Below are 24,897 nucleotides of genomic sequence, written 5' to 3'. Positions count from 1 at the left end.
TCGACCGACGCGCGCCGAACCCGCTGAAACCCATTGTGACAAGTCACAATCCCGCAACTTCGCGACGCGCGCCGAACGTGCCGTTCTACGCGGTGTTTCGGCGCCTGATCGCGGCATGGCGCAAGTCGCGCGCGTGATAGAGTGCAACTTGATCCGGCGTCGATGGCGCGTCGCGTAGCGTGCAACCCAACGCGTTGCAATGCTCAAAGCAGCCCGCCATGACGCATCGTCTTTGCTAAAATCCGAACTATGTCCAAGAGTACCGATCGCATCAATCTGACCAACCAGTTCCTGATCGCCATGCCGAACATGGCCGATCCGACGTTTTCAGGAACGGTGGTCTACCTTTGCGATCACAGTGAGCGCGGCGCGCTCGGCCTCGTGATCAACCGGCCGACCGATATCGACCTGCAGGCGCTCTTCAATCGCATCGATCTGAAGCTCGAGATCGAACCGCTTCTCCATGTCCCCGTGTATTTCGGCGGCCCGGTGCAGACCGAGCGCGGCTTCGTGCTGCACGATCCGAAAGGCGGCAGCGCATACACGTCGTCGATGTCGGTGCCGGGCGGGCTCGAAATGACCACGTCGAAAGACGTGCTCGAGGCCGTCGCGAGCGGCAACGGTCCGGAGCGTTTCCTGCTGACGCTCGGCCACGCCGGCTGGGGCGCGGGTCAGCTCGAAGACGAAATCTCCAAGAACGGCTGGCTCACGGTCGAGGCCGATCCGAAAATCGTTTTCGACGTGCCCGCCGAAGATCGTCTCGAAGCGGCGCTCGCGCTGCTCGGCGTGTCGTTGTCGATGCTGTCGGGCGAGGCCGGGCACGCATGAGGGGCCGCGCATGAATCTGCCGGCCGGAGGTGAGGCGACGCTGCTTGCGTTCGACTACGGAGAGAAACGCATCGGCGTGGCAGTCGGCAATTCGCTGACGCGCCGCGCGCGGCCGCTCGTCGTCGTGCAAAACCGCAGCAGGGAGTACCGCTTCGAAGCGCTCGGCAAGCTGATCGCCGAATGGAAGCCCGATGCGCTGGTGGTCGGCCTGCCGATGCACCCCGACGGCACACCGCACGAGCGCACGCAACTCGCGAAGCGCTTCGGCAACCAGCTGAACGGCCGCTTCAATCTGCCGGTCACATGGGTCGACGAGCGCTACTCGTCGGTCGAGGCCGAGGCGGAAATCCGCGCCGGCAATGCCCGCGCCGACATGCTCGATGCCGAAGCCGCGAGCATCATCCTCCAGCAATATCTTGACGGACTTTCCGACGATCATGAGTTCCATTGACGCCGAAGCGCTGTATCGCGCGTTGCTCGACCAGATTCGAGCGGCGTATGGCGACCAGCTCGCCGCCACGCAAGCCGGTGCCGACGCGGCGGTACTGGCGGGTATCCATAGCGGCGGCGCGTGGCTCGCCGAGCGGCTCGCGCGCGACCTGAAACTGCCGAGCTTCGGCGTGGTGAACGTCGCGCTGCATCGCGACGACTACGCGAAGAAAGGGCTGCACGCGCAAGCAAGCCCGACCTCGCTACCGTTCGAGGTCGATGGCCGCCGCATCGTGCTGGTCGACGACGTGCTGTACACCGGCCGCACGATTCGCGCGGCGGTCAACGAGCTGTATGACTATGGCCGGCCGGCATCGGTCGAACTCGCGGTGCTCGCCGATCGGGGCGGACGCGAGTTGCCGGTGGCGGCGCGCTTCGTCGGTGGCGTGGTCGACGTACCCGCCGACGCGACGCTCGTGCTGGCCCGTGAAGACGACGGCGCGGGCGGCCAGCGGTTTTCTTTTCACACTGAAGCACGCGTCGATTGAAACGCGCGTGAGCGGCGTGTCGACGCGACCTCGATCACGTTGAAGCCCGTATTTGAAGCAGGTACATCATGAACACCGCCACCCCGGCTCCGCAAGATTCCTCCGCTAGCGCATCCGAGCGCTTCCGCTACGGCTTCCTGAAGGGCAACCCGCAGCTCACGAAGAGCGGCGAGCTCAAACATCTGCTGTCGATCGAGGGGTTGCCGAAGGCCATCGTCAATCACATTCTCGAGACCGCCGACCAGTTCGTCAGCGTGACCGATCGCGAAGTGAAGAAGGTGCCGCTGTTGCGCGGCAAGTCGGTGTTCAACCTGTTCTTCGAAAACTCGACGCGCACGCGTACCACGTTCGAGATCGCGGCCACGCGGCTGTCGGCCGACGTGCTGAATCTGAACATCAACGCGTCGTCGACCAGCAAGGGCGAATCGCTGCTCGACACGATCAACAACCTGTCGGCGATGCACGCGGATCTGTTCGTCGTGCGTCATGCGTCGAGCGGCGCGCCGTTCCTGATCGCGCAGCACTGCGCGCCGCACGTGCACGTGATCAACGCCGGCGACGGTCGTCACGCGCACCCGACGCAGGGTCTGCTCGACATGTACACGATCCGCCACTACAAGAAGGACTTCACGAAGCTGCGCGTGGCGATCGTCGGCGACATCCTGCATTCGCGCGTCGCGCGCTCGGACATTCATGCGCTGACCACGCTCGGCGTGCCCGAAGTGCGCGCGATCGGTCCGCGCACGCTGCTGCCGGGCGGGCTCGAACAGATGGGCGTGCGCGTGTTCCACAACCTCGACGAAGGTCTCAAGGATGTCGACGTGATCATCATGCTGCGCCTGCAGAACGAACGCATGAGCGGCGCGCTGCTGCCGTCGTCGCAGGAGTACTTCAAGAGCTGGGGGCTCACGCCCGAGCGTCTCGCGCTCGCCGCCCCCGACGCGATCGTGATGCACCCCGGCCCGATGAACCGCGGCGTCGAGATCGACTCGCAGGTCGCGGACGGCCCGCAATCGGTGATCCTGAATCAGGTCACGTTCGGTATCGCGGTGCGCATGGCGGTGATGGGGATCGTCGCGGGCAATAACGACTAAGCAACGACTGATCGGGAAGCCGAACGATAGGCTGAACCACAGGTTTAACAAAGGCAGCGCATGAAGATTCATATTCGAGGCGGCACGCTGATCGATCCGGCAGCGGGCACCGAACAGCAGCAGGACATCTTTATCGAGGCGGGCAAGATCGTCGCCTTGGGCAACGCGCCGGCCGGCTTCCAGGCGGAGCGCACGCTCGACGCGCGCGGTCTGTCGATCGCGCCGGGTCTCGTCGACCTGTGCGCGCGTTTGCGCGAGCCGGGCTACGAGCACAAGGCGACGCTAGGCTCGGAAATGGCCGCGGCGCTCGCGGGTGGCGTGACGAGCCTCGTATGTCCGCCGGACACCGATCCGACGCTCGACGAACCGGGCCTCGTCGAAATGCTGAAGTTCCGCGCGCGCAATCAGAACAAGGCGCACGTGTATCCGCTCGGCGCGCTGACGGTCGGTCTCAAGGGGCAGGTCATCACCGAGATGGTCCAGCTGACCGAGGCGGGCTGCGTCGGCTTCTCGCAGGCCGACACGCCGATCGTCGATACCCAGGTGCTGATGCGCGCGCTGCAATACGCGAAGACCTATGATTTCACCGTGTGGCTGCGTCCCGTCGATGCGTATCTGGGCAAGGGCGGCGTCGCCGCGAGCGGCGCGCTGGCGTCGCGGCTCGGGCTGTCGGGCGTGCCGGTGGCGGCTGAGACCATCGCGCTGCATACGATCTTCGAACTCGTGCGCGTGACCGGCGCGCGCGTGCATGTTTCGCATGTGTCGTCGGCGGCGGGCGTGGCGCTCGTGCGCGCGGCGAAGGGCGAGGGCCTGCCGGTGTCGTGCGACGTCACCGTGAACCACGTGCATCTGATCGACCTCGACATCGGTTACTTCGACGCGCAGTTCCGGCTCGATCCGCCGCTGCGCCAGCAGCGCGATCGCGAAGCGATCCGCGCGGGCCTCGTCGACGGTACGATCGATGCGATCTGCTCCGCGCACACGCCGGTCGACGACGACGAAAAGCTGCTGCCGTTCGCCGAAGCGACGCCGGGCGCAACCGGCCTCGAATTGTTCCTGTCGCTGACGGTGAAGTGGGCCGACGAAGCGGGCGTGCCGCTCGCGACCGCGCTCAATCGCATCACCGCGGCGCCGGCGCAGGTGCTCGGCCTCGAAGCGGCTGGCCGCATTGCGGTCGGCGCGGTGGCCGATCTCTGCGTGTTCGACCGTCACGCTTACTGGCGCGTCGAGCCGCGTGCGCTGAATAGCCAGGGGCATAACACGCCGTTCCTCGGCTACGAGCTGCCGGCACAGGTGCGCGCGACCGTCGTGTCCGGTCAGCTCGCCTACGAACAGCGCTGAGCGGTATCGTTTCGGTACAGTCAAGGAAAGCTCCGGCCATGAAGCTCGCGTTACGCAAGGTCCGTCTCATCACGCATCTGCTGCACGGCATGTGGACCGTCGCGACGCGCTTTCCGAACGCGAGCGCCGAGCGGCGTCACGCGCTCAATCGCGCGTGGTCGCTGAAGATGCTGCGGCTGTGCGGCATGCGCCTCGTCGTGCATAACGACCCGGTGCGGCTCGATCGTGGCGTGCTCGTCGTCGCCAATCACATCTCGTGGATCGACATCTACGTAATCAACGCGTGGCGGCCGACGCCGTTCGTCTCGAAGGCGGAGATCCGGCAATGGCCGGTGGTCGGATGGCTCGCACAGCAGCTCGATACGGTGTTCATCCAGCGCGAGAAGCGCAGTGACGCGAAGCGCATCATGCACGAACTCGCCGCACGGCTCAGCGCGGGTGAACTGATGTGCGTGTTCCCCGAAGGCACGACGTCGAACGGGCTCGAGTTGCTGCCGTTTCACGCGAACATGTTCCAGGCCGCGGTGTCGGCCGGTGTGCCGGTGCAGCCGCTGTGCATCATGTACGAGGACGCGCAGGGCCGGCAGTCGACGGCACCCGCATACATCGACGACGTGTCGTTGTCCGACTCGCTCGACATGCTGTTGCGTGGCGGTCCGCTGACCGCCCACGTATATGTTGGCGCACCGCTCGCGCCGGACGCGGACCGGCGGGTGCTCGCGGCGCAGGCTCAGCAGGTGGTGGCGAACGCGTTGCGGGACATGCAGGCCGGCAACGCAGTGGCGGGGACGGTCGCGCAAGAGGGCGACGTTGTAGATGCTGCGTCGTCGAGCGACGCCGCTGAGACGGCGCAAACGCTGATCGAGCCCGTCGATCAGCCGCACCGCTCGGTCTAAGCGGGGGCGCTGCCGGGCAGCGTCGCCGTCTTCTGTTTAGTTGCCCCCGCGCGGCACGCCGCGCGAATCGCAATCGACTTGCGTCAACGTCCGCTCAGCCGGGTTTTTCGCGAGCCGTACCGCCGACAGCTTCTGCCCCCACACGCAACCCGAGTCGAGGCCGATCAGGTTGCCGCGCAACATCAGGCCGAGCGCGGCCCAATGACCGAACACGACGGTCACGTCGGCGGTCTGGCGCGACGGCACGTCGAACCACGGCATGCAGCCGCTCGGCGTGGATGCGAGCGTGCCGCTGCTGCTGAAATCCATCACGCCATCGGCGCTGCAAAAGCGCATGCGCGTCAACGCGCTGCACGTGACGCGCAGACGCTCGATACCCTTCAGGCCCGGCTTCCAGCGGTTCGGCTCATTGCCGTACAAGCCCGCAAGCGTCTCTTTCCAGTTCGGCGCACGCAGCGCGCGTTGCAACTCGTCGGCGAGTTCGAGCGTCAGCGTCGCATCCCACTGCGGCAGCACGCCCGCATGCACCATCAGCATGCCGTTGTCGAAATGCGCGAGCGGGCGGTGGCGTATCCACTCGAGCAGATCGGCGGCATCGGGCGCGGCGAGGATCTCTTCGATCGTGTCGCCTTTCTTCGACTTGCGAATCCCCGCCGACACCGACAGCAGATGCAGATCGTGATTGCCGAGCACCGGCACCGCGCGCTCGCCGAACGCGATCACGTCGCGCAAGGTGTCGAGGGAGTCGGGGCCGCGGTTGATCAGATCGCCGGCGAACCACAGCGGTGTGCCGTCCGGCGGCGCGGCTTTGGCCAGCAGTCGCTGAAACGGTGCGCGGCAGCCTTGCAGATCGCCGAAAGCAAGAGGGACGAGGGGAGCGGAGGTACTGGAAGCGTTGAGGGGTGTCATCGAGGAAATCAAGGCGATTCGATACGCGCGGTGCTGCACGACGCGTGCCACGCTGGGCAGAGCAGCAAGATAGCGTGACATAATAGCCCGTTTGGGGTTCGGGTATCGCGCGATAACGTTGCGGGACGCGGGTGGAACGCCGCCGTAACACGGCACGGCGGCAACCCCGCATGGACCGCGCGCGATTCCAATACAACAACAGGATGACTCTCTCGTGAACGAAGCCAGCATGTCGTCTTCCGCGGCGAAGCAATCATTTCGCACGCTCGTCACCGGCGCGAACGGTTTTACCGGCCGCTATCTGGTCGAGAAGCTGACCGGGCGCGGCCATACCGTGATCGAAGCGGTGTCCGGCCGCGACGAGCCCGACACGCCGGCACGCGTCAAACTCGACATCACCTCACCGGAAGACTGCCGGCGCGTGCTCGACACCGTGCGGCCCGATTTCATCGTGCATCTGGCCGCGATCAGCTTCGTGGGGCACAACGATCCGCTCGACTTTTATCGCGTCAACGTGATCGGCACGCAGAACCTGCTCGAAGCCTGTGTCGCGATCGGCCATGTGCCGCGCAAGCTGCTGATCGCAAGCAGCGCGAACGTGTACGGCAACGTCAGCAGCGCCGCGATCGACGAGAGCTTCCCGCTTATGCCGGTCAATCATTACGCGGCCAGCAAAGCGGCCATGGAAGCGCTGGTGCGCACATGGTTCGACCGCCTGCCGATCCTGATCGTGCGGCCGTTCAACTACACCGGCCGCGGCCAGGCGGTGAACTTCCTCGTGCCGAAGATCGTCAGCCACTTCGCGCGGCGCGCGGCATCGATCGAACTCGGCAATATCGACATTGCGCGCGACTTCTCTGACGTGCGTTATGTGGCGAGCGCGTACGAGGCGTTGCTCGACTCCAATGTCGCCGCCGAAATCGTCAACGTCTGCACCGGCGCGCCGTATTCGTTGCGTGAAATCCTCACGACCGCGAGCGAACTCACCGGTCACGACATCGAAGTCCGGGTCAATCCCGCCTTTGTCCGGCAAACGGACGTCAAGATGCTTGCCGGTTCGCCCGCCAAATTGCACTCGCTGGTGCCGGCGGTCGAGTCGATCCCTTTCATCGATACGCTGCGCTGGATGCTCGCGGCCTGAGCGCGCTCGCGCGAGCAACCGCCTGACGGTCTGCACCGAAGGGCCGCGTTTGCGGCCTTTCATGACGCTTTCGCCGTTCTTCTTCATTTTCCACTCTTTCCGCGCCGCGCCGCACAGTATGTGGTGCACATCATCACAGGCGCCAAAATGCGCGTAACCGCACCGAAAAAGCCCCTTTTCCCAGACCCACGGCAACGAATTCTGTCAAGCTGTTTCAAGTTGTTAGGGTTCTAGTTTTTGCACTCGGCGGCTTTATAATTGGGGGTTCATAAAATTGGCGTCTGAGTGTCCACTCTCCGGGGAACGCGACGGACGACCAGAGAAACGGACACCACGCGGGGTGAACAGGTCGCAAGCTCTTCGCCTGTCACTAACATCGACAAGGGAATTACATGATCCTGGTAACGGGCGGTGCCGGCTTTATCGGCGCTAATTTCGTGCTCGACTGGCTGAATGCGTCGGACGAAGCGGTGCTCAACGTAGACAAACTGACCTACGCCGGCAACCTGGGCACGCTGAAGTCGCTACAGGGCAATCCCAAACACATTTTCGCGCGCGTCGACATTTGCGATCGCGCCGCGCTCGATTCGCTATTGGCCGAGCACAAGCCGCGCGCCGTGCTGCATTTCGCGGCCGAGAGCCATGTGGATCGCTCGATCCACGGTCCGGCCGATTTCGTGCAAACCAACGTCGTCGGCACCTTCACGCTGCTCGAAGCGACGCGCAGCTACTGGAACACGCTGGGCGTTGCGGAGCGCGCCGCGTTTCGCTTCCTGCACGTGTCGACCGACGAAGTGTTCGGCTCGCTGTCGGCAACCGATCCGCAGTTCTCCGAAACTACGCCTTATGCGCCGAATAGCCCCTATTCGGCGACCAAGGCCGGTTCGGATCACCTCGTGCGCGCCTACCACCACACGTACGGCCTGCCGGTGCTGACCACCAACTGCTCGAACAACTACGGCCCGTACCAGTTCCCCGAGAAGCTGATTCCGCTGATGATCGCCAACGCGCTCGGCGGCAAGCCTCTGCCCGTGTATGGCGACGGGCAGAACGTGCGCGACTGGCTGTACGTCGGCGACCACTGCAGCGCGATCCGTGAAGTGCTCGCGCGCGGCACGCCGGGCGAGACGTACAACGTCGGCGGCTGGAACGAGAAGAAGAATCTCGAGGTCGTGCACACGCTGTGCGACCTGCTCGACCAGCAGCGCCCGAAGGCGGCCGGCTCGTATCGCGACCAGATCACCTATGTGAAAGATCGTCCGGGTCACGACCGCCGTTACGCGATCGACGCGCGCAAGCTCGAGCGCGAACTCGGCTGGAAGCCGGCGGAAACGTTCGAGACGGGGCTCGCCAAAACGGTCCAGTGGTATCTCGACAACCAGCAATGGGTCGACGAAGTCGCTTCGGGCGAATACCGGAAGTGGGTCGAGACCAACTACGCGCAGCGCGCGTAAAGGCACGGCAATGGCGCGCAAAGGCATTATTCTCGCGGGCGGCTCGGGCACCCGCCTGTATCCGATCACGCACGTCGTCTCCAAGCAGCTGCTGCCGGTGTACGACAAGCCGATGATCTACTACCCGCTGTCCACGCTGATGGTGGCGGGTATTCGCGACGTGCTGATCATCTCCACGCCGCAGGACACGCCGCGCTTCGAGGCGATGCTCGGTGACGGCAGCCAGTGGGGCATGAACATCCAGTACGCGGTGCAGCCGTCGCCGGATGGACTCGCGCAGGCCTTCATCATCGGCCGCGAGTTCGTGAACAATGATCCGTCGGCGTTGATTCTCGGCGACAACATCTTCTACGGCCACGATCTCGCGAAGCAACTCGAACGCGCCGACGATCAGACCGACGGCGCCACCGTGTTCGCGTATCACGTGCAGGACCCGGAACGCTACGGCGTGGTCGAATTCGACCAGCAGTTCCGCGCGTTGTCGATCGAGGAAAAGCCCGCCAGGCCGCGTTCGAACTACGCGGTCACGGGTCTGTACTTTTACGACAAGCAGGTCTGCGACATCGCCGCGGACATCAAGCCGTCGCCGCGCGGCGAGCTCGAAATCACCGACGTGAACTCTCGCTACCTCGCGAACGCGGCGCTCAACGTCGAGATCATGGGCCGCGGTTATGCGTGGCTCGACACCGGCACGCACGATTCGTTGATCGAAGCCGCGACCTTCATCGCAACGCTGCAAAAGCGCCAGGGTCTGGTGGTCGCGTGTCCGGAAGAGATCGCGTACCGGCGTCAGTGGATCGACGGCGAGCAGTTGCTCGCGCTCGCCAAACCGCTCGCGAAGAATGCCTACGGGCAATACCTGCAAAACATTCTCACGGATCACGTCGCATGGCCATCCAGGTAACCGCAACCTCGCTGCCCGAAGTCAAGATCATCGAGCCGAAGGTGTTCGGCGATGCGCGCGGCTTCTTTTTCGAAAGCTTCAATGCGCTCGAATTCGCCGAGAAGGTCGAGCCGGGCGTCGAGTTCGTGCAGGACAATCATTCGCGTTCGGCGAGAGGCGTGCTGCGCGGTCTGCACTATCAGATCCAGCATGCGCAGGGCAAGCTCGTGCGCGTGGTCGAGGGCGAGGTGTTCGACGTCGCCGTCGACATCCGCAAGAGCTCGCCGAACTTCGGCAAGTGGGTCGGCGTGACGCTGTCGGTCGAGAACCATCGGCAGCTGTGGGTGCCGCCCGGTTTCGCGCACGGCTTCGTCGTGCTGTCGGAGTCCGCGCAGTTCCTCTACAAGACCACGGATTATTGGTTCCCAGAGCACGAGCGCAGCATCGTGTGGAACGATCCGGCGATCGGAATCGAATGGCCGGTCGACGTCGAGCCGCTGCTCGCGGCCAAGGATGCGGCGGGCAAGCGTCTCGCCGACGCCGAAGTCTACGCATAAGGGGATCGCATGAGCGCACACGACGCGAAACGGACGATTCTCGTCACCGGCGTAAATGGCCAGCTCGGCTATGAGCTCGCGCGCACGCTGCAAGGGCTCGGCAACGTGGTCGCGGTCGACCGCTCGCGGCTCGATCTGTCGAACCTCGATCAGATTCGCGCGGTGGTGCGCGACCTGCGTCCCGCGCTGATCGTCAATCCGGCCGCTTATACGGCGGTGGACAAGGCCGAAGAAGAACGCGACCTGGCAATGCGCATCAACGGCGAAGCACCGGGCGTGCTCGCCGAGGAAGCGAAAAAGCTCGGCGCCGCGCTGATCCACTATTCGACCGACTACGTGTTCAACGGCACGAAAGAAGGCGCGTACGTCGAAGACGATCCAACCGATCCGCAGAACGTCTACGGCCGCAGCAAGCTCGCGGGCGAGCAGGCAATCGCGGCGAGCGGCGTGAATCACCTCGTATTGCGCACGAGCTGGGTGTACGGCACGCGCGGCAAGAACTTTCTGCTGACGATGTTGCGACTCGGCGCCGATCGTCCGGAGCTGAAGGTGGTGGCCGACCAGTTCGGCGCGCCCACCTGGTGCAACACGATCGCGACGCTGAGCGCGCATCTGTGCGCGCAGTCCTTCGCCACCGAAGACGGCGCGAAGTGGTGGGACGAGCGTTCGGGCATCTATCACCTGTGCGCGGGCGACTCGACGTCGTGGCACGGTTTCGCGTCGGCGATCTTTGAACTCGCGGATTTGCCGAACAGGCCGAACACGCTGCCGATTCCGGCCGCGGATTACCCGACGCCCGCGAAGCGCCCAGCCAATTCCAGAATGTCGAACGACAAGCTGGCGCGCGTGTTCGGGCTCGCCGCGCCGCATTGGCGCGACGCGTTGAAGCTGTGTCTGACGGACGGTTTTCCGAAGTCGCCGGCGGCGCGCACCTGAGTCGCGGTTTCGACGCAGGGCTCGCGAGCGCCGGTGCGGCGAAGGAAACACTCGCATCGGATGTCCTGCCGCGCACGCCGCTCGCCATGATGCCGTCGTGGTCCGGGACCGATCGAAACGATTGTTCCCTGACAATGGTGAAAGAGTGCAGCGGTAGAATGTCGCTCGACGCGAGGGCGTTCGAGGCGCGGATTTAACGTTCTATGCGCAGTAGATTGCAAACGTCTGCGTCAACCGCGCGCAAGCCAGTATGGCCACGTAAAAAATACGGTATCGAGAGGGAGCTGTGAGTTTGTTACCGATCATTCTGTGCGGCGGAGCGGGATCGCGGCTCTGGCCGGTCTCGCGGGAATCGCACCCGAAGCCGTTCATCCGTCTCGCGGACGGCGAAAGCCTGCTGCAGAAAGCGTTCCTGCGCGCGGTCGCGTTGCCCGGCGTGAAGGAAGTGCTCACGGTAACCAACCGTGAGCTGTTCTTCAAGACCGAAGACGATTTCCGCGAGGTGAACGGCAAGAACGTCGCGACCTCGTTCATTCTCGAACCGTTCGGCCGCAACACGGCCGCGGCGGTTGCCACGGCGGCCTTGCACACGGCGAAGGCGCATGGCGCAGACACCGTGATGCTGGTGCTCGCCGCGGATCACCTGATCGCGGATCAAACCGCGTTCGCCGCGGCGGTCGCGCGTGCGCAGACGCTTGCGCAGGCCGGCAACGTGGTCACCTTCGGCATGCATCCGGATACGCCCGAAACCGGCTACGGCTATATCGAAGCCGATGGCGAGCGGGTCGTGCGCTTCGTCGAGAAGCCGTCGGTGGAGAAGGCCCGCGAGTATCTGGCGTCGGGCAAGTTCGTGTGGAACTCGGGCATGTTCTGCTTCACCGCGGGCACGATCCTGAAGGAAATGCGCGAGCATTGTCCCGACATTCTCGATGCCGCGGCCGAATGCATGGACAAGTCGCCGTCCGCCGAAGGCAAGAGCGGCGCGCAGGTGCGTCTCGAGCCGGGCTGCTTCGGCGCGGTGCCGGAGCTGTCGTTCGACTACGCGGTAATGGAGAAGTGCGAGCACGCGGCGGTCGTGTGCTGCAACCTCGGCTGGACCGACGTCGGCTCGTGGACCGCGCTGTCCGATCTGTCGCCGGCCGATGCGAGCGGCAACCGCGTCGAAGGCGAGGCGCTGCTCGTCGACGTGAAGAACTCGTATCTGCGCAGCGACGGGCGCCTGATCGGCGCGGTCGGCGTCGACAACCTGATCGTGATCGACACGCCCGATGCGCTGCTCGTCGCGCACCGGGATCGCGCGCAGGACGTGAAGCAGATTTTCGCGGAGCTGAAGTCGCGCGGCCATGAGACGTACAAGGTGCATCGCACCGTGCATCGGCCGTGGGGCACGTACTCGGTGCTCGAAGAGGGGCCGCGCTTCAAGATCAAGCGCATCGAGGTGAAGCCGGGCGCGAGCCTGAGCCTGCAGATGCATCATCACCGCAACGAGCATTGGGTCGTGGTGAGCGGCATGGCGAAGGTCGTCAACGGCGAAAAAGAGTTCTTCGTGTCGACCAACGAGTCGACCTATATCCCGGCGGGTCACAAACATCGCCTCGAAAATCCGGGCGTCGTCGAGCTCGTGATGATCGAAGTGCAAAGCGGCGAATATCTGGGCGAAGACGATATCGTTCGCTTCGAAGACATTTACGGACGTACTTGAGATGGATATCAGTTTTACCAACGACTCGGAAGACCTGACACGTCACAACGAGCGCGACGACCTGCTGGTCGGCATGAAAGCGGTGCGGGTCTGGGGCACGCTCGGCTGGCACGACATCCGGCAGCGTTATCGCCGCTCGGTGCTCGGGCCGTTCTGGTTCACGCTCAGCACGATCATCTTGGTGGTCGTGCTCGGCGCGTTGTACTCGACGCTGCTGCACCAGGAACTCTCCGACTATCTGCCGTATCTGGCGGTGGGTCTCGTCGTGTGGGCGTATCTGGCGTCGGTCGCCAACGAGGGCTGCATGGCCTTCATCGGCTCGGCCTATCTGATCAAGCAGATCAGGCTGCCGCTGACGGTCCACGTATGCCGCATCGCGTGGCGCAACTTCGTGATCCTGCTGCATAGCCTGCCGGTCGTCGTCGTGCTGCTGTTCGTGTTCGGTCACTGGCCGGGCTGGGAAATCGTGCTGGTGCCGTTCGCGCTCGTGGTCCTGCTGCTGCACGGCGTGTGGCTCGGCGTCACGCTCGGCGTGCTGTGCGCACGCTTTCGCGACATTCCGCCGATCGTCACGAACCTGATCCAGGTCGTGTTCTTCTTCACGCCGGTCATGTGGTCGCCGGAAATCCTGAAGGACCGCGCGTGGGTCGCCGAATACAACCCGCTCTATCACCTGATCGAAACGGTGCGCGCGCCGCTCACCGGCCGCCCGACCCACTGGGAGTCGTGGGCGTGGTCGATTGGTCTCTTGATCGTCGGCTTTGCGTTCGCGCAGATCCTGATGAAGCGTTTCCGTAATCGCGTTCCTTACTGGCTTTGATATTGTGAGTTCTTCATCGATTGTCGCTCGTAACATCTCCGTCGAATTTCCGATTTACGAGAACTCGCATCGCTCGCTGAAAAAGGCGGTGCTCAATTTGACGACGGGCGGCCGGATCGGCCAGGACGCGGGTCGCCATGCGATCGTCCGCGCGATCGACGACCTGAGCTTCACCTTCAGCGAAGGCGAGCGCATCGGCCTGATCGGCCACAACGGCTCGGGTAAGACGACGCTGTTGCGCACGCTGTCGGGCGTCTATGCGCCGGTGCGCGGCGAGCTGAAGGTGCGGGGCAAGATCGCGTCGCTGCTCGACGTGTCGATGGGCCTTGACCCCGACGCGACCGGCTTCGAAAACATCTATCTGCGCGGCATTCTCGACGGGCTGAAGCCCGCGCGCATCCGCAGCAAGATCGACGAGATCGCCGACTTCAGCGAACTTGGCGATTACCTGAATCTGCCGGTGCGCACCTATTCGAGCGGGATGATGCTGCGCCTCGCGTTTGCGATCTCGACGAGCGTCGAAGCCGACATCCTGATCATGGACGAATGGCTGAGCGTGGGCGACGCCGAGTTCAGCGTGAAGGCGGCCGAGCGTCTGGAAGGCCTCGTCGGCAAGGCGGCGCTGCTGGTGGTGGCGTCGCACGATCCGTCGCTGGTCGCGCGCGCGTGCACCCGCAAGATCTCGATGGAACACGGCAAGATGGTCGCCGACGAACCCGTGCTGCCGTCGGAAAAATCCGACGAGCCGCTCATCAGCCACACCGCGCAGTTGCCGCACTGAGCACGCCGGCGCGCGGCAGGCGCGGCGCATGCCGCGCCTGCCGCATGTGCGCCGACGCGCGAGCTGCGCGGCGCGACGGCAGCAGGCAAATCCATCGGCTCGTCGGCTAAACCGCGCCCCGGCGCAAGCCAGTCCCGCAGTTCAGCAACACCCTCGTGGCCAATCCCGAGGCGTAACAAGGTTCGAATTTGATGCGAGCTAATCACCCGTTTCTGCGCTACTCCGAATCCCTGCTGGTGCGTCAGCCGTTTCGCACGCTGAAGGGTTTCGCGGGCGGCTATATCGCGTATCCGATTGCGGAGAACGCCGAAAAGCGCAACGTGCGCCCGAAAATCCGCGAGCTGCGCGAGCACTATTCGCTGCCGATGCCGCATCGCCGCCGCATCGCGCTCGAACGGCTCGTCGCCACGCTCGAATTCGCCGGCGCGAAGGTGCCTTACTATCGCGACCTGTTCCAGGCGAAGCAGTTCGATCCCGCCAAGGTCAGGAACGACCCGCGCTACCTCGAAGAACTGCCGTATCTGACCAAGGACATCATCCGCGAGCAGGGTCCGCGTCTCCTGTCGGGACCGCTCGAGGCCGGCAAGCACCACGCGTGCAAGACCGGCGGCTCGACCGGCCTCTCCACGACGATTTACTACGACCAGGAAGGCGCCGATTATTCGTCGGCGGTCACCAACTATTGCCGCGAGCGGATCGGCAAGCTGCGCCATCGCTCGGAGTTGCACTTCGCGTGCCGTTTCCCGGATCAGGTCGTGCCCGAGTGGCCGTCGCGCGAAGACTTCAAATGCTTCGCGATGAATCGCAGCAATGTCTTCTTCGACCGCATCGACGATCACGGCCTCGAGGAAATGTGGCGCACGCTGAAGCGCCGCCGCCCATATCTCGCGCACTCGCATCCGTCGACGATGTACGCGCTCGCCTGCTATGTCGAGCGCAAGTACGGCGGCGGCAACGCGTTCCAGGTGTTCGAGTCGAGTGGCGAGCTGCTCGAGCCGCATGCGCGCGAGATGATCGCGAAGGCGTTGCGCTGTCGCGTGATCGACCGCTACGGCCTCGCCGAGCTCGGTGTGATGGCCTATGAGCTCGACGGTCACGAAGGCGGCTTCCAGATCCTCGAATCGGAAGGCTGGCCGGAAAGCCGCGTTGCGCCGGACAACCCCGACGGCGCGCACGAGCTCGTGTTCACCGGGTTCCGCAACCGGCTGATGCCGTTGATCCGCTACACGACCGGCGACCTCGCGCGCGTGCAGAAGACGGAGAAGGGCTTTTTCCTGACCGACGTGGTCGGCCGGATTCACGACGTCGTGCCGATCAACGGCGTCGCGCATCCGACGCACCACATCCAGGACATGCTCGATCATCGCGTCGGCGGCATCCAGGAATTCCAGATCGATCTGCGCACGACGCCGCCCACTTTGCGCATCGTGCTCGAACCGCACGCGAACGCGGAGGACACCACCGCGAAGCTGCGCCACTTCTGGCAGGACGCGTTCACGATCGCCTACGTCGGTCACGACGATTTCGTGCGCGTGGGCAGTCGCGCCAAATTCCGTCACGTGGTGAGCGCATGATCGGCGTCGCGTATCCCGACGCCCGCGCCGACGCTGGCCAATACGTGCTGGCGGCGCTGCGGCGCTCGGTCAGCGTGACCCAGGCCCAGGCGATCACGCGCAACATGCTGCATGAGATCGCGCCCGACGTCATGGTCGCGGTCGACGCGCCCGATGCGTGGAGCGCCGACCTGATCGCGTTCGTGCAGGCGCGGCCGCGCAAGCTGATCGTGTTCGGCCATATGCCGATCGCGCTCGCGGACTATCTGCGTTATCGGCCCGCGGCGTTGCCCGCCGACCTCTCGCAAGCGAGCCGCAGTGCAACGGCGCCTTCGGGCGAGTCGCGCGAAAGCGCGGCGGCGGTGCGCTACGGCGCGCTCGCGCAAGCACTCGGCGGCGCGCCATGGCATCGCCCGTTCGAGCGCTTCGATTTCGCCGACGAATGGAACAACCTCGGCTACGGCGCGATTCGCGCCGACGGTTCGATCTGGGCGCTCGCGCAGGCGCCCGAAGTTCCGGCCGAAGCGGAGCTGGCCGCGGTCGTCGTGAACGGCGAGCGACAGTTCGCGTACGCGGCGCTGTGGGATGCGGGCGCATCGGCCGTGCTGTGGTTCAACCGGCCGGTCGGCCCGTGCGATTCGTTCGAATGGCGCCTCGTCGAGCAGTTTCTGTCGGGCTACCGGGCTGATGCGCTGCCGTGTCAGCCGGTGCTGAGCGAACTCCCGTGGGGTTACGACGCGGCGATCACGTCGCGGCTCGATTGCGACGAGGACGTCGAATCGGCGCGCCCGTTGTGGCACGCGTACCGGCGTCTCGGCGTGCCGTTCACGCTCGCCGTGCATACGCAGAACCTGCAACGCGGCGGCCAGCACGACATCCTGCGCGAACTGCTTGCCGACCGGCAGCAGGGCGCGGTGCTGTCGCACACGGCGACGCACTCGCCGAACTGGGGCGGCAGCTACGACACCGCGATCGCGGAAGGCGTGCAATCGGCCGAACTGCTCGAACGCGCGACCGGCGTGCCGGTGCGCTACGCGGTGTCGCCGTTTCACCAGTCGCCGCCTTACGCGATGCGCGGCCTGATCGACGCGGGCTACGCGGGCTGCATCGGCGGCATCATCCGCAACGATCCGGAGTTTCTGAGCGCACGCGGTGGCGCATTGGCCGGCTTGCCGGCGGGCTTCGTCGGTCACAGCCAACAGTGCATGCTGCACGGCGACTGCATGCTGAAAGAGGGCGATCCGCTCGCGATCTTCAAGCAGGCCTTCGACACCGCGTACGCGACCAACACGCTGTTCGGCTATCTCGACCATCCGTTCTCCGAGCGCTACGCGTACGGCTGGACCGACGAGGCGGCGCGCATCGACGCGCACGAGCAGTTGATCACCTACATGCGCGGCAAGGCCCAACGGCCGCTGTTCCTGCACGAGGAAGCCGCGCTCGATTTCCTGCGCTTGCGCTCGCTCGCGCAGATCGTCGAACACGACGGCGTCTTTCGCGTCGTCACGCCCTTCGCCGACACGACGCCGCTCGCGCTCGGCGTCGAGTTCCGGGGCGCTCATACCAAGGTCGAGACGGGGAAAGCACTGCAATGAAAGTCATGGTGGTGATGGGCACGCGGCCCGAGGTCATCAAGCTCGCACCGCTCGTGCGAGCGCTGCGCAGCGAGTTCGACACGATCGTCTGCGCGAGCGGGCAGCACAGGGACATGGCCGCGCAGGCGCTCGAATTCTTCGGCATCGAACCGGACATCACGCTCGAAACGATGCACCCGGGTCAATCGCTGAACGCGCTCGCGTCGCGCCTGATCGCCGCGCTCGATCGCGCGCTCGACGAAACACGTCCCGATTGGGTGATCGTGCAGGGCGACACGACGACCGCGTTCTGCGCGGGCTTCGCGGCGTTCCAGCGCGGCATCCGCGTCGGTCACGTCGAGGCGGGGCTGCGCACCGGCGATCTGGCGAGTCCGTTTCCCGAGGAAGCTAACCGCAGCCTGCTTGGCCGCATCGCGACGCTGCATTTCGCGCCGACCTCGCGCGCGCGCGACAGCCTGCTCAGCGAAGGCGTCGCGCCAGAGAAGATCGTCGTGACCGGCAACACGGTCGTCGATGCGATCGGCGAAGTGCGCGCGAGCTGGAGCGTCACGCCGCCGGCGAGTCCGCTGCCCGCATGGCATGGCGCGCAGCAGCACGTGCTCGTCACGTGCCATCGGCGCGAGAATTTCGGCGACGTGCTGCAGGACATCTGCCGCGTGCTGCGCGATCTGTGTCAGCGCTATAGCGATTACCGCTGGGTGTTCCCGGTGCATCTGAACCCGGCCGTGCGCGGGCCCGTGCATCGCGAGCTCGATGGCATCCCGAACCTCGCGCTGATCGAGCCGGTCGACTATCCGACGAGCCTTTATCTGATCAGCGGCAGCGCCGTCGTGGTCAGCGATTCGGGCGGCATCCAGGAAGAAGCGCCAACCTTCGGCGTGCCGGTCGTCGTGATGCGCAATCACACCGAGCGCCGCGAAGGCGTCGACGCCGGCTTCGCGACGCTCGCGGGCCAGAGCGCGGCGAGCATCGAAAGCGCGGTGATCGGCTGGCTCGACGATCCCGCGCGGCGCGCTGCGCTGCGCGATCGCGCGAATCCGTACGGCGACGGACTGGCCTCACGACGCATCGTCGACAGCCTGCGCGGCCGACCGGTCGAGGTGTTCGTTGGCTGACGGCAAGAACCCCGTGCTTGCTCCGCAAGACTGCGTGCTGTTTTCGAGCGCCGACTGGGACGAGCCGTACTGGACCAACAAGCAGCACACGGCGAGCATCCTCGCCGCGCGCGGCTGGCGGATTCTGTATGTGGAAAGCGTTGGCTTCCGCTCGCCGAAAGTGGCCAGCGGCCGCGACTGGTCGCGCCTGTGGCGACGTCTGTGGCGCGGCGTGCAGTCGCTCGTGCTCGGCCCGCCGCGCCGCGCCGCCAACATCTGGGTGCTGTCGCCGCTGATGGTGCCGGCCGGGCATCATCTGCCGTTCGTGCGCTCGCTGAATCAGGCGATGCTGCGTTTTTCGGTGAACCGCTTCGCGAGGTCGCATCGCTACGTCAAGCCGGTCGTGTGGACGTACCACCCGTACATGCTCGATGCGATCGCGACGCTGCCGCGCGGGACCCTGGTCTACCACTGCGTCGACGATATCGCGGCGATTCCGGGCGTCGACGTCGACGCGTTCCGCAATGCCCAGCAGGACCTGCTCGGGCGATGCGAGGCGGTATTCACGACTGCGCAGTCGCTGAAGGACGTGTGCCTGCCGTTTAACCCCAATACGCATTTCTTCGGCAACGTCGTCGATGAAGCGCACTTCGGCGCGGCGCGCGCGGACGGCCCGCTGCCCGCCGAGCTCGCCGCGATCGACGAGCCGCGGCTCGTGTATCACGGCGTGCTGTCGGACTTCAAGGTCGATCTGCCGTTGCTGCTGCAAACCGCGCAGGCGCGGCCGCAGTGGCAATGGGTGATCATCGGCGAGGAGCGCGAAGGGCAGCGCAGCGACCTGCTCGCGCAGCTCAAGCGTCTGCCGAACGTGCATCTGCTCGGCTACCGGCCGTATCGCGTGCTGCCACAGTATTTGCGCGGCATGCGGGTCGGTGTGTTGCCGACGCTGATCAACGAATACACGCACTCGATGTTTCCGATGAAGTTCTACGAATATCTCGCGGCCGGTCTGCCGGTCGTATCGACGCCGCTCGATTTCGCGAAGGAACCGCGCGCGGGGCTCGAAGTGGGCAGCGATGCCGACGCGTTCATCGCGGCGATCGAGAAACAGCTTGCACGCGGCAAGCTGAGCGTGGAGGAAGCCCGCGCGGCGGTTGGCGAGAACACGTGGGAAGCGCGGCTGGACAAGATGCTGGCGATTACCTTCCACTTCCCGCAGGCGGGCGGCGGCAGCTCGCGGCCACACGGCGCTGAGGTGCGCACGTGAGGGTCGTTCATGTGTACCGCACGTACTTCCCGGACCCGCCCGGCGGCCTGCAGGAAGCGATCCGCCAGATTGCGCTAGCGACGCGCGAGCGCGGCGTCGAACCGCGCATTCTGACGCTGTCGCCGAGCCCGACGCCGACCGTCGTCGAACGCCCGGAAGGGCAGGTGATCCGCGAGAAATCGTGGGCGGCGCCGGCATCGTGCGATCTCGGCGGGCCGTGCTCGGTGATCAGGTATCGCGAGCTGGCCGACTGGGCCGACGTCGTGCATTTCCACTTTCCGTGGCCGTTCGCCGACGTATTGCATCTGCTCGGACGCACCAGCAAACCGACGGTGATGACTTACCACTCCGACATCGTGCGGCAGAAGCTGCTCGGCGCCGTCTATGGGCCGCTGATGCGGCGCACGCTGCGCAGCATGTCCGCGGTGGTCGCGACGTCGGCGGCCTATGCGCGGACCAGTGAGACGCTTGCCGCGTGCGTGTCGAAGGAGCGTTTGAAGACGATTCCGCTCGGCATCATCGACTATCGCGACGAGCCGCAGCCGCTCGACGCGCGGCGCAAGCTCGAGAGCCGGCTCGGCCTGGCGCCGGCCGAACCGTATTTTCTGGCGCTCGGCGTGTTGCGCTACTACAAGGGACTGCATACGCTCGTCGAGGCCGCCAGGCATGTGCAGGCGAAAATCGTCATCGCTGGCTCGGGGCCGGAGCGCGAGCGGCTCGCCGCCTTGGCGCGGCAGCATGGCGCGACCAACGTCGTGTTTGCCGGGCAGGTCACGCATGAGGAAAAGGTTGCGCTGCTCGAGGGCTGTCGCGCGATGGTGCTGCCCTCGCATTTGCGCTCCGAAGCGTTCGGGATGGTGCTGGTCGAAGCCGCGATGTTCGGCAAACCGATGGTGTGCTGTGAGGTGGGGTCCGGGACGTCGTTCGTCAACGAGGATGGGGTGACGGGGTTTGTCGTGCCGCCCGAGGCGCCCGAACCGCTGATCGCCGCGATTAACCGGCTGACGCTGGATGAAGCACTGGCGTGCGGCATGGGAGCGGCGGCGCGGCAGCGATATGAGCGGCTATTTTCTGGGGCAGCGTTGGGAAACGCATATAAATCGCTGTATGAACACGTATTGTCTTCCTGAGTCGTTACTTTCTTTCTCTCTATTTCGCCGAAAAGCTTGCGAAAGTGTTTAATTCACCTTTGTTTGCGCAAATTCGGCCTATATGCGAGATGTTGGTATTATCTGCGCGGTCGAGCCCGGTACACTGATTATTCTGCTTCATTACAATTTTGCAGACTCATGGTTGTTAAATCAGTCGGCAATAAGTTGACAAATAAATTGGAAGCGGGTTGTAGGGGAGGGCGCGAGATGGTAGCGTGATGCCGCTTTACGCGGTCCGGATTTTGATTCTCGTGGTTCGACTTGACCCGCTGCCGCGCCGGAACGAATTTCTACGGCAGCGCATGTGCCTTCCACACTCTTTTCTGCCCTGCGGCGGTTCACTGAATGAGCAGCAAACCACTCGTCGTCGATCTTGATGGAACTCTGATTCGCTCGGACGTCCTGATTGAATGCGGATTTGCTTTCACCCGATCCGCTCCCCATCGGTTCTACGAGCCGCTTCTGTGGCTCCTGCGCGGGGGCAAAGCCGGGCTCAAAGCCCGCTTGGCCGAAGCGACCGATATCGATGTCACCGTCCTGCCCTACGACGCCACGGTCATCGAGTGGCTGAAGGAAGAACGGGCCGCCGGGCGGTCGCTCGTGCTGGCGACCGCTAGCCATGAACGCTACGCGAAGGCGATTGCCGATCATCTTGGGCTATTCGACAAAACCTTCGCCACGCAAAGCGACATCAATCTGTCCGCGCATCGCAAGCGCGACAGGCTCGTGGCCGAGTTCGGCGAGAAAGGCTTCGACTACGCGGGCAATTCGCACGACGATGTCGCAGTCTGGGCCGCGGCCGAGCGTGCTTATGTGATCAATCCGTCGAGTGGCGTAGAGCGCGCGGCCCGCAAGCAGGGCAACGTCGAGCGCGTCATCGACCAACGCTCCGCGTGGCCGAGAACGTGGGCGAAGTCGTTGCGACTGCATCAGTGGCTGAAGAATCTGCTGATTTTCGTTCCGCTGCTCGCGGCGCATCAACTGTCGGACGCTGCGCTGGTCATTGCCGCGCTCCTCGCTTTTTTTGCCTTCGGTGTCTGTGCGTCGAGCGTCTACCTGTTGAACGATCTGCTCGATCTCGAGGACGACCGGCATCATCCGACCAAGCGCAAACGCCCGCTTGCGTCGGGCGCGTTGCCGCTGGTTTGGGGCGCGGCGCTCTGTCCCGTTCTGCTGGTCGTGGGCGGCGCGATCGCGTGGTTCTGCCTGCCTCATCAGTTCGCGCTGGTTTTGCTTGGATATTACGTACTCACGCTGGCCTATTCGTTCCATCTGAAGCGGCGAGTCATGATGGACGTGGTGGTGCTGGCCTTGCTCTATACGACACGGATCATCGCCGGAAGCGCCGCGATCGATGCGCGGCTCACGTTCTGGCTGCTCGCGTTTTCGATGTTCATTTTTCTCAGCCTCGCGCTCGTCAAGCGGTATGCGGAACTGCACGCATTGAAGGAGCGCGGCCTCGTGAAGTCACGCGGCCGCGGCTATGTCGCGAGCGATCTGCCGTTGATTTCGTCACTAGGCGCGGCCTCGGGCTATCTGTCCGTGCTGGTTCTCGCGCTTTATATTCAGGACGGCAATACGGCGAGCCTCTATCGGCATCCACAGTACATCTGGGTGGCCTGTCCTCTGCTGCTTTACTGGGTGAGCCGCACGTGGATCATCGCGCATCGCGGCTCGATGCATGACGACCCGATCATATTCGCGGCAAAGGACCGGAGCAGCTGGCTGATCATGGCCCTATGCGGTGCCGTGTTCTGGATGGCGATCTAGCCATGTCGAAAGTCCAGTCCTGGGGGCGCTATCCGTACGCGCTGCAAGAGTCCCATCCGATCGCCTGGCGTGATACGGCCGCGGCGATATGGCGAAGTGTCGGCGGCACGCAGCGCACGACACTTGCCTTCGGCAATGGGCGCAGTTACGGCGACAGTTGCCTCGCGTCGTCGGGGCACGTGGTCCAGACGCTGCCGCTGGACCGGATGATTCTGGCCGACTGGCAAAACGGCGTGTTGCGCGCTGAACCGGGCATGACGCTCGAGCAGATTCTCGACGTGGCGATTCCGCGTGGATGGATGTTGCCCGTCACGCCGGGGACGAAGTACGCGACGTTGGGCGGCGCGATCGCCAACGACGTGCACGGCAAGAATCACCATGTACGCGGCACGTTTGGCCGGCATGTGCGGCGTTTCTGCTTGCTGCGAAGCGACGGCACGCAGTTCGAATGTACGCCGGACCTCCACCCCGAGTACTTCACCGCGACGATCGGCGGCCTTGGTATGACGGGGCTGATCGCGTGGGCAGAAATCCAGCTGATGCCGATCAGGTCGAGCATGCTCGACGTGACCAGTATCCGCTTTGCCAACCTCGACGAGTTCTTCGCGCTGTCCGAACGGCTCGACGAACTGCATGAGTACAGCGTGGCGTGGGTGGACTGTCAGAGCCGCGATGCCGCGTTGGGCAGAGGCATTTTCATGGTCGGCGATCACGCCTCCGAGGGGGGGCTCGACGTCGAACGCCGCAAGACGCGTACGGTGCCGTTCACGTCGCCGATCCCCGTTTTCAACCGCCTGACCCTGCGCGCCTTCAACGAGTTGTACTACAGGCGGCAACGCGCGGACGCGGTTCGCTCGACGGTCACTTACGACTCGTACTTCTATCCGCTCGACAGCCTGCTTGAATGGAATCGCATCTATGGCCGCTCGGGCTTCCAGCAGTATCAATGCGTGATCCCGGCGGCCGTTGCGCGCGACGCAACGCGGGCCATTCTCGACGCGATTGCCCGCAGCGGCACGGGGTCGATACTTGCCGTGCTGAAGCGCTGCGGCGCCATCAAATCGCCGGGCTTGCTGTCTTTTCCGCTCGAAGGCACCTCGCTCGCGCTCGACTTCCCGCAGCGCGAGGAATCGAATCGCAAGCTTTTCGACCGGCTGGATGCGATCGTGCGCGAGAGCGGCGGCCGTTTGTATCCCGCCAAGGACGCGCATATGTCGGGCGAAGATTTTCGCGCTGCCTATCCGCAGTGGGAACAGGTCGAAGCGCTGCGTGATCCGGCTTTGCTGTCACGCTTTTGGGAACGAACCACTCGAGTATGAAAAACATCGTTATCGTAGGCGCCACTTCGGCGATCGCCATTGCCTGTGCACGGCAATGGGCTAAACAGGGCGCGCGGTTCTTTCTCGTCGCGCGCAACATGGAGCGCCTCCAGCAGGTTGCCGACGACCTCAAGGCACGTGGTGCGCAAGACGTGCTGTGTCAGCAGTTGGACATCGATCAGATCGGTGAACATGCCGCCATGATGCAGCGTTGTTCGGCCGAGTTCGGCGCGCTCGACATCGTGCTGGTGGCGCCGGGAACGCTGCCTGACCAGCAGGCCTGTCAGAACGATGCCGACGTCGCGGTCCGCGAGTTCAATACCAATGCCGTATCGATCATCGCGTTGCTGACGCGTTTTGCCACTGTGATCGAGCAGCAGCGGCGCGGCACGATCGCGGTCATTTCGTCGGTGGCCGGCGATCGCGGTCGCCAGTCGAACTATCTGTACGGCAGTGCAAAAGCAGCGCTCTCCGCGTTTTGCGAGGGCCTGAGGGCGCGCCTGTTCAAGGCGGGCGCGCATGTGCTGACGATCAAGCCTGGCTTTGTCGCGACGCCAATGACAGCGGGTCTTCCCTTGCCGGGACCGCTTGTTGCTACCGCGGACAAGGTCGCGGGCGATATCGTGCGCGCGGTGGAAAAGGGTAGGGATGTCATTTATACCCCGTGGTTCTGGTGGGGCATCATGCTGATCATTCGCTCTGTTCCTGGCCGCGTGTTCAAGCGGCTCTCGTTGTGATGCATTGCATGCATCGCGACGGGTCTGCCGTGCTCGACGGCAACCGTCGCCGCCCAGCGAGCGCATGGCGCGGCGAATGTTCGTTCGACCTT

General features: G+C 64.5%; 23 protein-coding genes. 22 read left to right on the top strand and 1 reads right to left on the bottom strand.

What is annotated here, in order from left to right; translation table 11 throughout:
• The first annotated feature begins 249 nt into the window (after positions 1-249).
• From HWY30_RS18185 to HWY30_RS18160, 6 genes are all read left to right on the top strand, one after another.
• Positions 250-828 carry a YqgE/AlgH family protein gene (locus tag HWY30_RS18185; RefSeq protein WP_090803272.1) on the top strand — a complete coding sequence of 193 codons (579 nt, stop codon included), beginning with the start codon at positions 250-252 and terminating at the stop codon, positions 826-828.
• A gap of 10 nt (positions 829-838) precedes the next feature.
• Positions 839-1,279: a Holliday junction resolvase RuvX gene (ruvX, locus tag HWY30_RS18180; protein ID WP_090803273.1), complete on the top strand. Its 441-nt coding sequence runs from the start codon at positions 839-841 to the stop codon at positions 1,277-1,279.
• A complete protein-coding gene (gene pyrR, locus HWY30_RS18175; protein ID WP_090803275.1) occupies positions 1,266-1,805 on the top strand; it encodes a bifunctional pyr operon transcriptional regulator/uracil phosphoribosyltransferase PyrR in 540 nt (179 codons plus the stop codon). The genes ruvX and pyrR overlap by 14 nt, the downstream gene beginning before the upstream one ends.
• Before the next feature lie 68 nt (positions 1,806-1,873).
• Positions 1,874-2,899, top strand: coding sequence for an aspartate carbamoyltransferase catalytic subunit (locus HWY30_RS18170; protein ID WP_090803276.1), 1,026 nt, complete (start codon positions 1,874-1,876; stop codon positions 2,897-2,899).
• 60 nt (positions 2,900-2,959) lie between these two features.
• A complete protein-coding gene (locus HWY30_RS18165) occupies positions 2,960-4,240 on the top strand; it encodes a dihydroorotase (RefSeq protein ID WP_090803278.1) in 1,281 nt (426 codons plus the stop codon).
• Between the two features lie 38 nt (positions 4,241-4,278).
• Positions 4,279-5,136 (top strand): lysophospholipid acyltransferase family protein, encoded by an 858-nt coding sequence (locus tag HWY30_RS18160; protein WP_090803279.1) that lies wholly within the window; start codon positions 4,279-4,281, stop codon positions 5,134-5,136.
• A gap of 36 nt (positions 5,137-5,172) precedes the next feature.
• Here the strand turns inward: HWY30_RS18160 and HWY30_RS18155 are convergent, their stop codons facing one another.
• A complete protein-coding gene (locus tag HWY30_RS18155) occupies positions 5,173-6,045 on the bottom strand; it encodes a symmetrical bis(5'-nucleosyl)-tetraphosphatase (protein ID WP_090805601.1) in 873 nt (290 codons plus the stop codon).
• Between the two features lie 229 nt (positions 6,046-6,274).
• On the opposite strand from HWY30_RS18155, the gene HWY30_RS18150 reads away from it, so the two are divergent.
• From HWY30_RS18150 to HWY30_RS18075, 16 genes are all read left to right on the top strand, one after another.
• Complete coding sequence (locus HWY30_RS18150) at positions 6,275-7,186, top strand: GDP-mannose 4,6-dehydratase (RefSeq protein ID WP_090805602.1); 912 nt, start codon at positions 6,275-6,277, stop codon at positions 7,184-7,186.
• A gap of 392 nt (positions 7,187-7,578) precedes the next feature.
• Positions 7,579-8,640 (top strand): dTDP-glucose 4,6-dehydratase, encoded by a 1,062-nt coding sequence (gene rfbB, locus HWY30_RS18145; RefSeq protein ID WP_090803281.1) that lies wholly within the window; start codon positions 7,579-7,581, stop codon positions 8,638-8,640.
• A 10-nt stretch (positions 8,641-8,650) separates the two neighbouring features.
• Positions 8,651-9,544, top strand: coding sequence for a glucose-1-phosphate thymidylyltransferase RfbA (gene rfbA, locus HWY30_RS18140; protein ID WP_090803282.1), 894 nt, complete (start codon positions 8,651-8,653; stop codon positions 9,542-9,544).
• Positions 9,529-10,080, top strand: coding sequence for a dTDP-4-dehydrorhamnose 3,5-epimerase (gene rfbC / locus HWY30_RS18135; RefSeq protein WP_090803284.1), 552 nt, complete (start codon positions 9,529-9,531; stop codon positions 10,078-10,080). Before rfbA ends, rfbC begins: the two co-directional genes overlap by 16 nt.
• 9 nt (positions 10,081-10,089) lie before the next feature.
• Positions 10,090-11,016 carry a dTDP-4-dehydrorhamnose reductase gene (rfbD, locus tag HWY30_RS18130; RefSeq protein ID WP_090803286.1) on the top strand — a complete coding sequence of 309 codons (927 nt, stop codon included), beginning with the start codon at positions 10,090-10,092 and terminating at the stop codon, positions 11,014-11,016.
• A 286-nt stretch (positions 11,017-11,302) separates the two neighbouring features.
• A complete protein-coding gene (locus tag HWY30_RS18125) occupies positions 11,303-12,718 on the top strand; it encodes a mannose-1-phosphate guanylyltransferase/mannose-6-phosphate isomerase (RefSeq protein WP_090803287.1) in 1,416 nt (471 codons plus the stop codon).
• A 1-nt stretch (position 12,719) separates the two neighbouring features.
• On the top strand, positions 12,720-13,538 hold the full coding sequence (locus HWY30_RS18120; RefSeq protein WP_090803289.1) for an ABC transporter permease: 819 nt from the start codon (positions 12,720-12,722) through the stop codon (positions 13,536-13,538).
• Positions 13,539-13,542: 4 nt separating this feature from the next.
• Entirely contained in the window at positions 13,543-14,319 is a 777-nt protein-coding gene (locus HWY30_RS18115) for an ABC transporter ATP-binding protein (protein WP_090803291.1), read from the top strand.
• A gap of 191 nt (positions 14,320-14,510) precedes the next feature.
• A complete protein-coding gene (locus HWY30_RS18110) occupies positions 14,511-15,893 on the top strand; it encodes a phenylacetate--CoA ligase family protein (protein WP_090803293.1) in 1,383 nt (460 codons plus the stop codon).
• Complete coding sequence (locus tag HWY30_RS18105; protein ID WP_090803295.1) at positions 15,890-17,467, top strand: polysaccharide deacetylase family protein; 1,578 nt, start codon at positions 15,890-15,892, stop codon at positions 17,465-17,467. Before HWY30_RS18110 ends, HWY30_RS18105 begins: the two co-directional genes overlap by 4 nt.
• Positions 17,464-18,582, top strand: coding sequence for a non-hydrolyzing UDP-N-acetylglucosamine 2-epimerase (wecB, locus tag HWY30_RS18100; RefSeq protein WP_090803296.1), 1,119 nt, complete (start codon positions 17,464-17,466; stop codon positions 18,580-18,582). The genes HWY30_RS18105 and wecB overlap by 4 nt, the downstream gene beginning before the upstream one ends.
• Positions 18,575-19,828, top strand: coding sequence for a glycosyltransferase (locus HWY30_RS18095; protein ID WP_090803298.1), 1,254 nt, complete (start codon positions 18,575-18,577; stop codon positions 19,826-19,828). The genes wecB and HWY30_RS18095 overlap by 8 nt, the downstream gene beginning before the upstream one ends.
• Positions 19,825-20,958, top strand: coding sequence for a glycosyltransferase (locus HWY30_RS18090; RefSeq protein ID WP_090803301.1), 1,134 nt, complete (start codon positions 19,825-19,827; stop codon positions 20,956-20,958). Before HWY30_RS18095 ends, HWY30_RS18090 begins: the two co-directional genes overlap by 4 nt.
• 366 nt (positions 20,959-21,324) lie before the next feature.
• Positions 21,325-22,749 carry a UbiA family prenyltransferase gene (locus HWY30_RS18085; protein ID WP_090803302.1) on the top strand — a complete coding sequence of 475 codons (1,425 nt, stop codon included), beginning with the start codon at positions 21,325-21,327 and terminating at the stop codon, positions 22,747-22,749.
• A gap of 2 nt (positions 22,750-22,751) precedes the next feature.
• A complete protein-coding gene (locus HWY30_RS18080) occupies positions 22,752-24,068 on the top strand; it encodes an FAD-binding oxidoreductase (RefSeq protein ID WP_090803304.1) in 1,317 nt (438 codons plus the stop codon).
• Positions 24,065-24,805, top strand: coding sequence for an SDR family oxidoreductase (locus HWY30_RS18075; RefSeq protein WP_090803305.1), 741 nt, complete (start codon positions 24,065-24,067; stop codon positions 24,803-24,805). Before HWY30_RS18080 ends, HWY30_RS18075 begins: the two co-directional genes overlap by 4 nt.
• Positions 24,806-24,897: the final 92 nt, after the last annotated feature.

Origin of the sequence: Paraburkholderia tuberum STM678, assembly GCF_902833905.1 — a bacterium.
Classification (GTDB): domain Bacteria; phylum Pseudomonadota; class Gammaproteobacteria; order Burkholderiales; family Burkholderiaceae; genus Paraburkholderia; species Paraburkholderia tuberum.
Note: the sequence above shows the minus strand (reverse complement) of the source record. Positions and strands in the feature narration are given on the sequence as shown.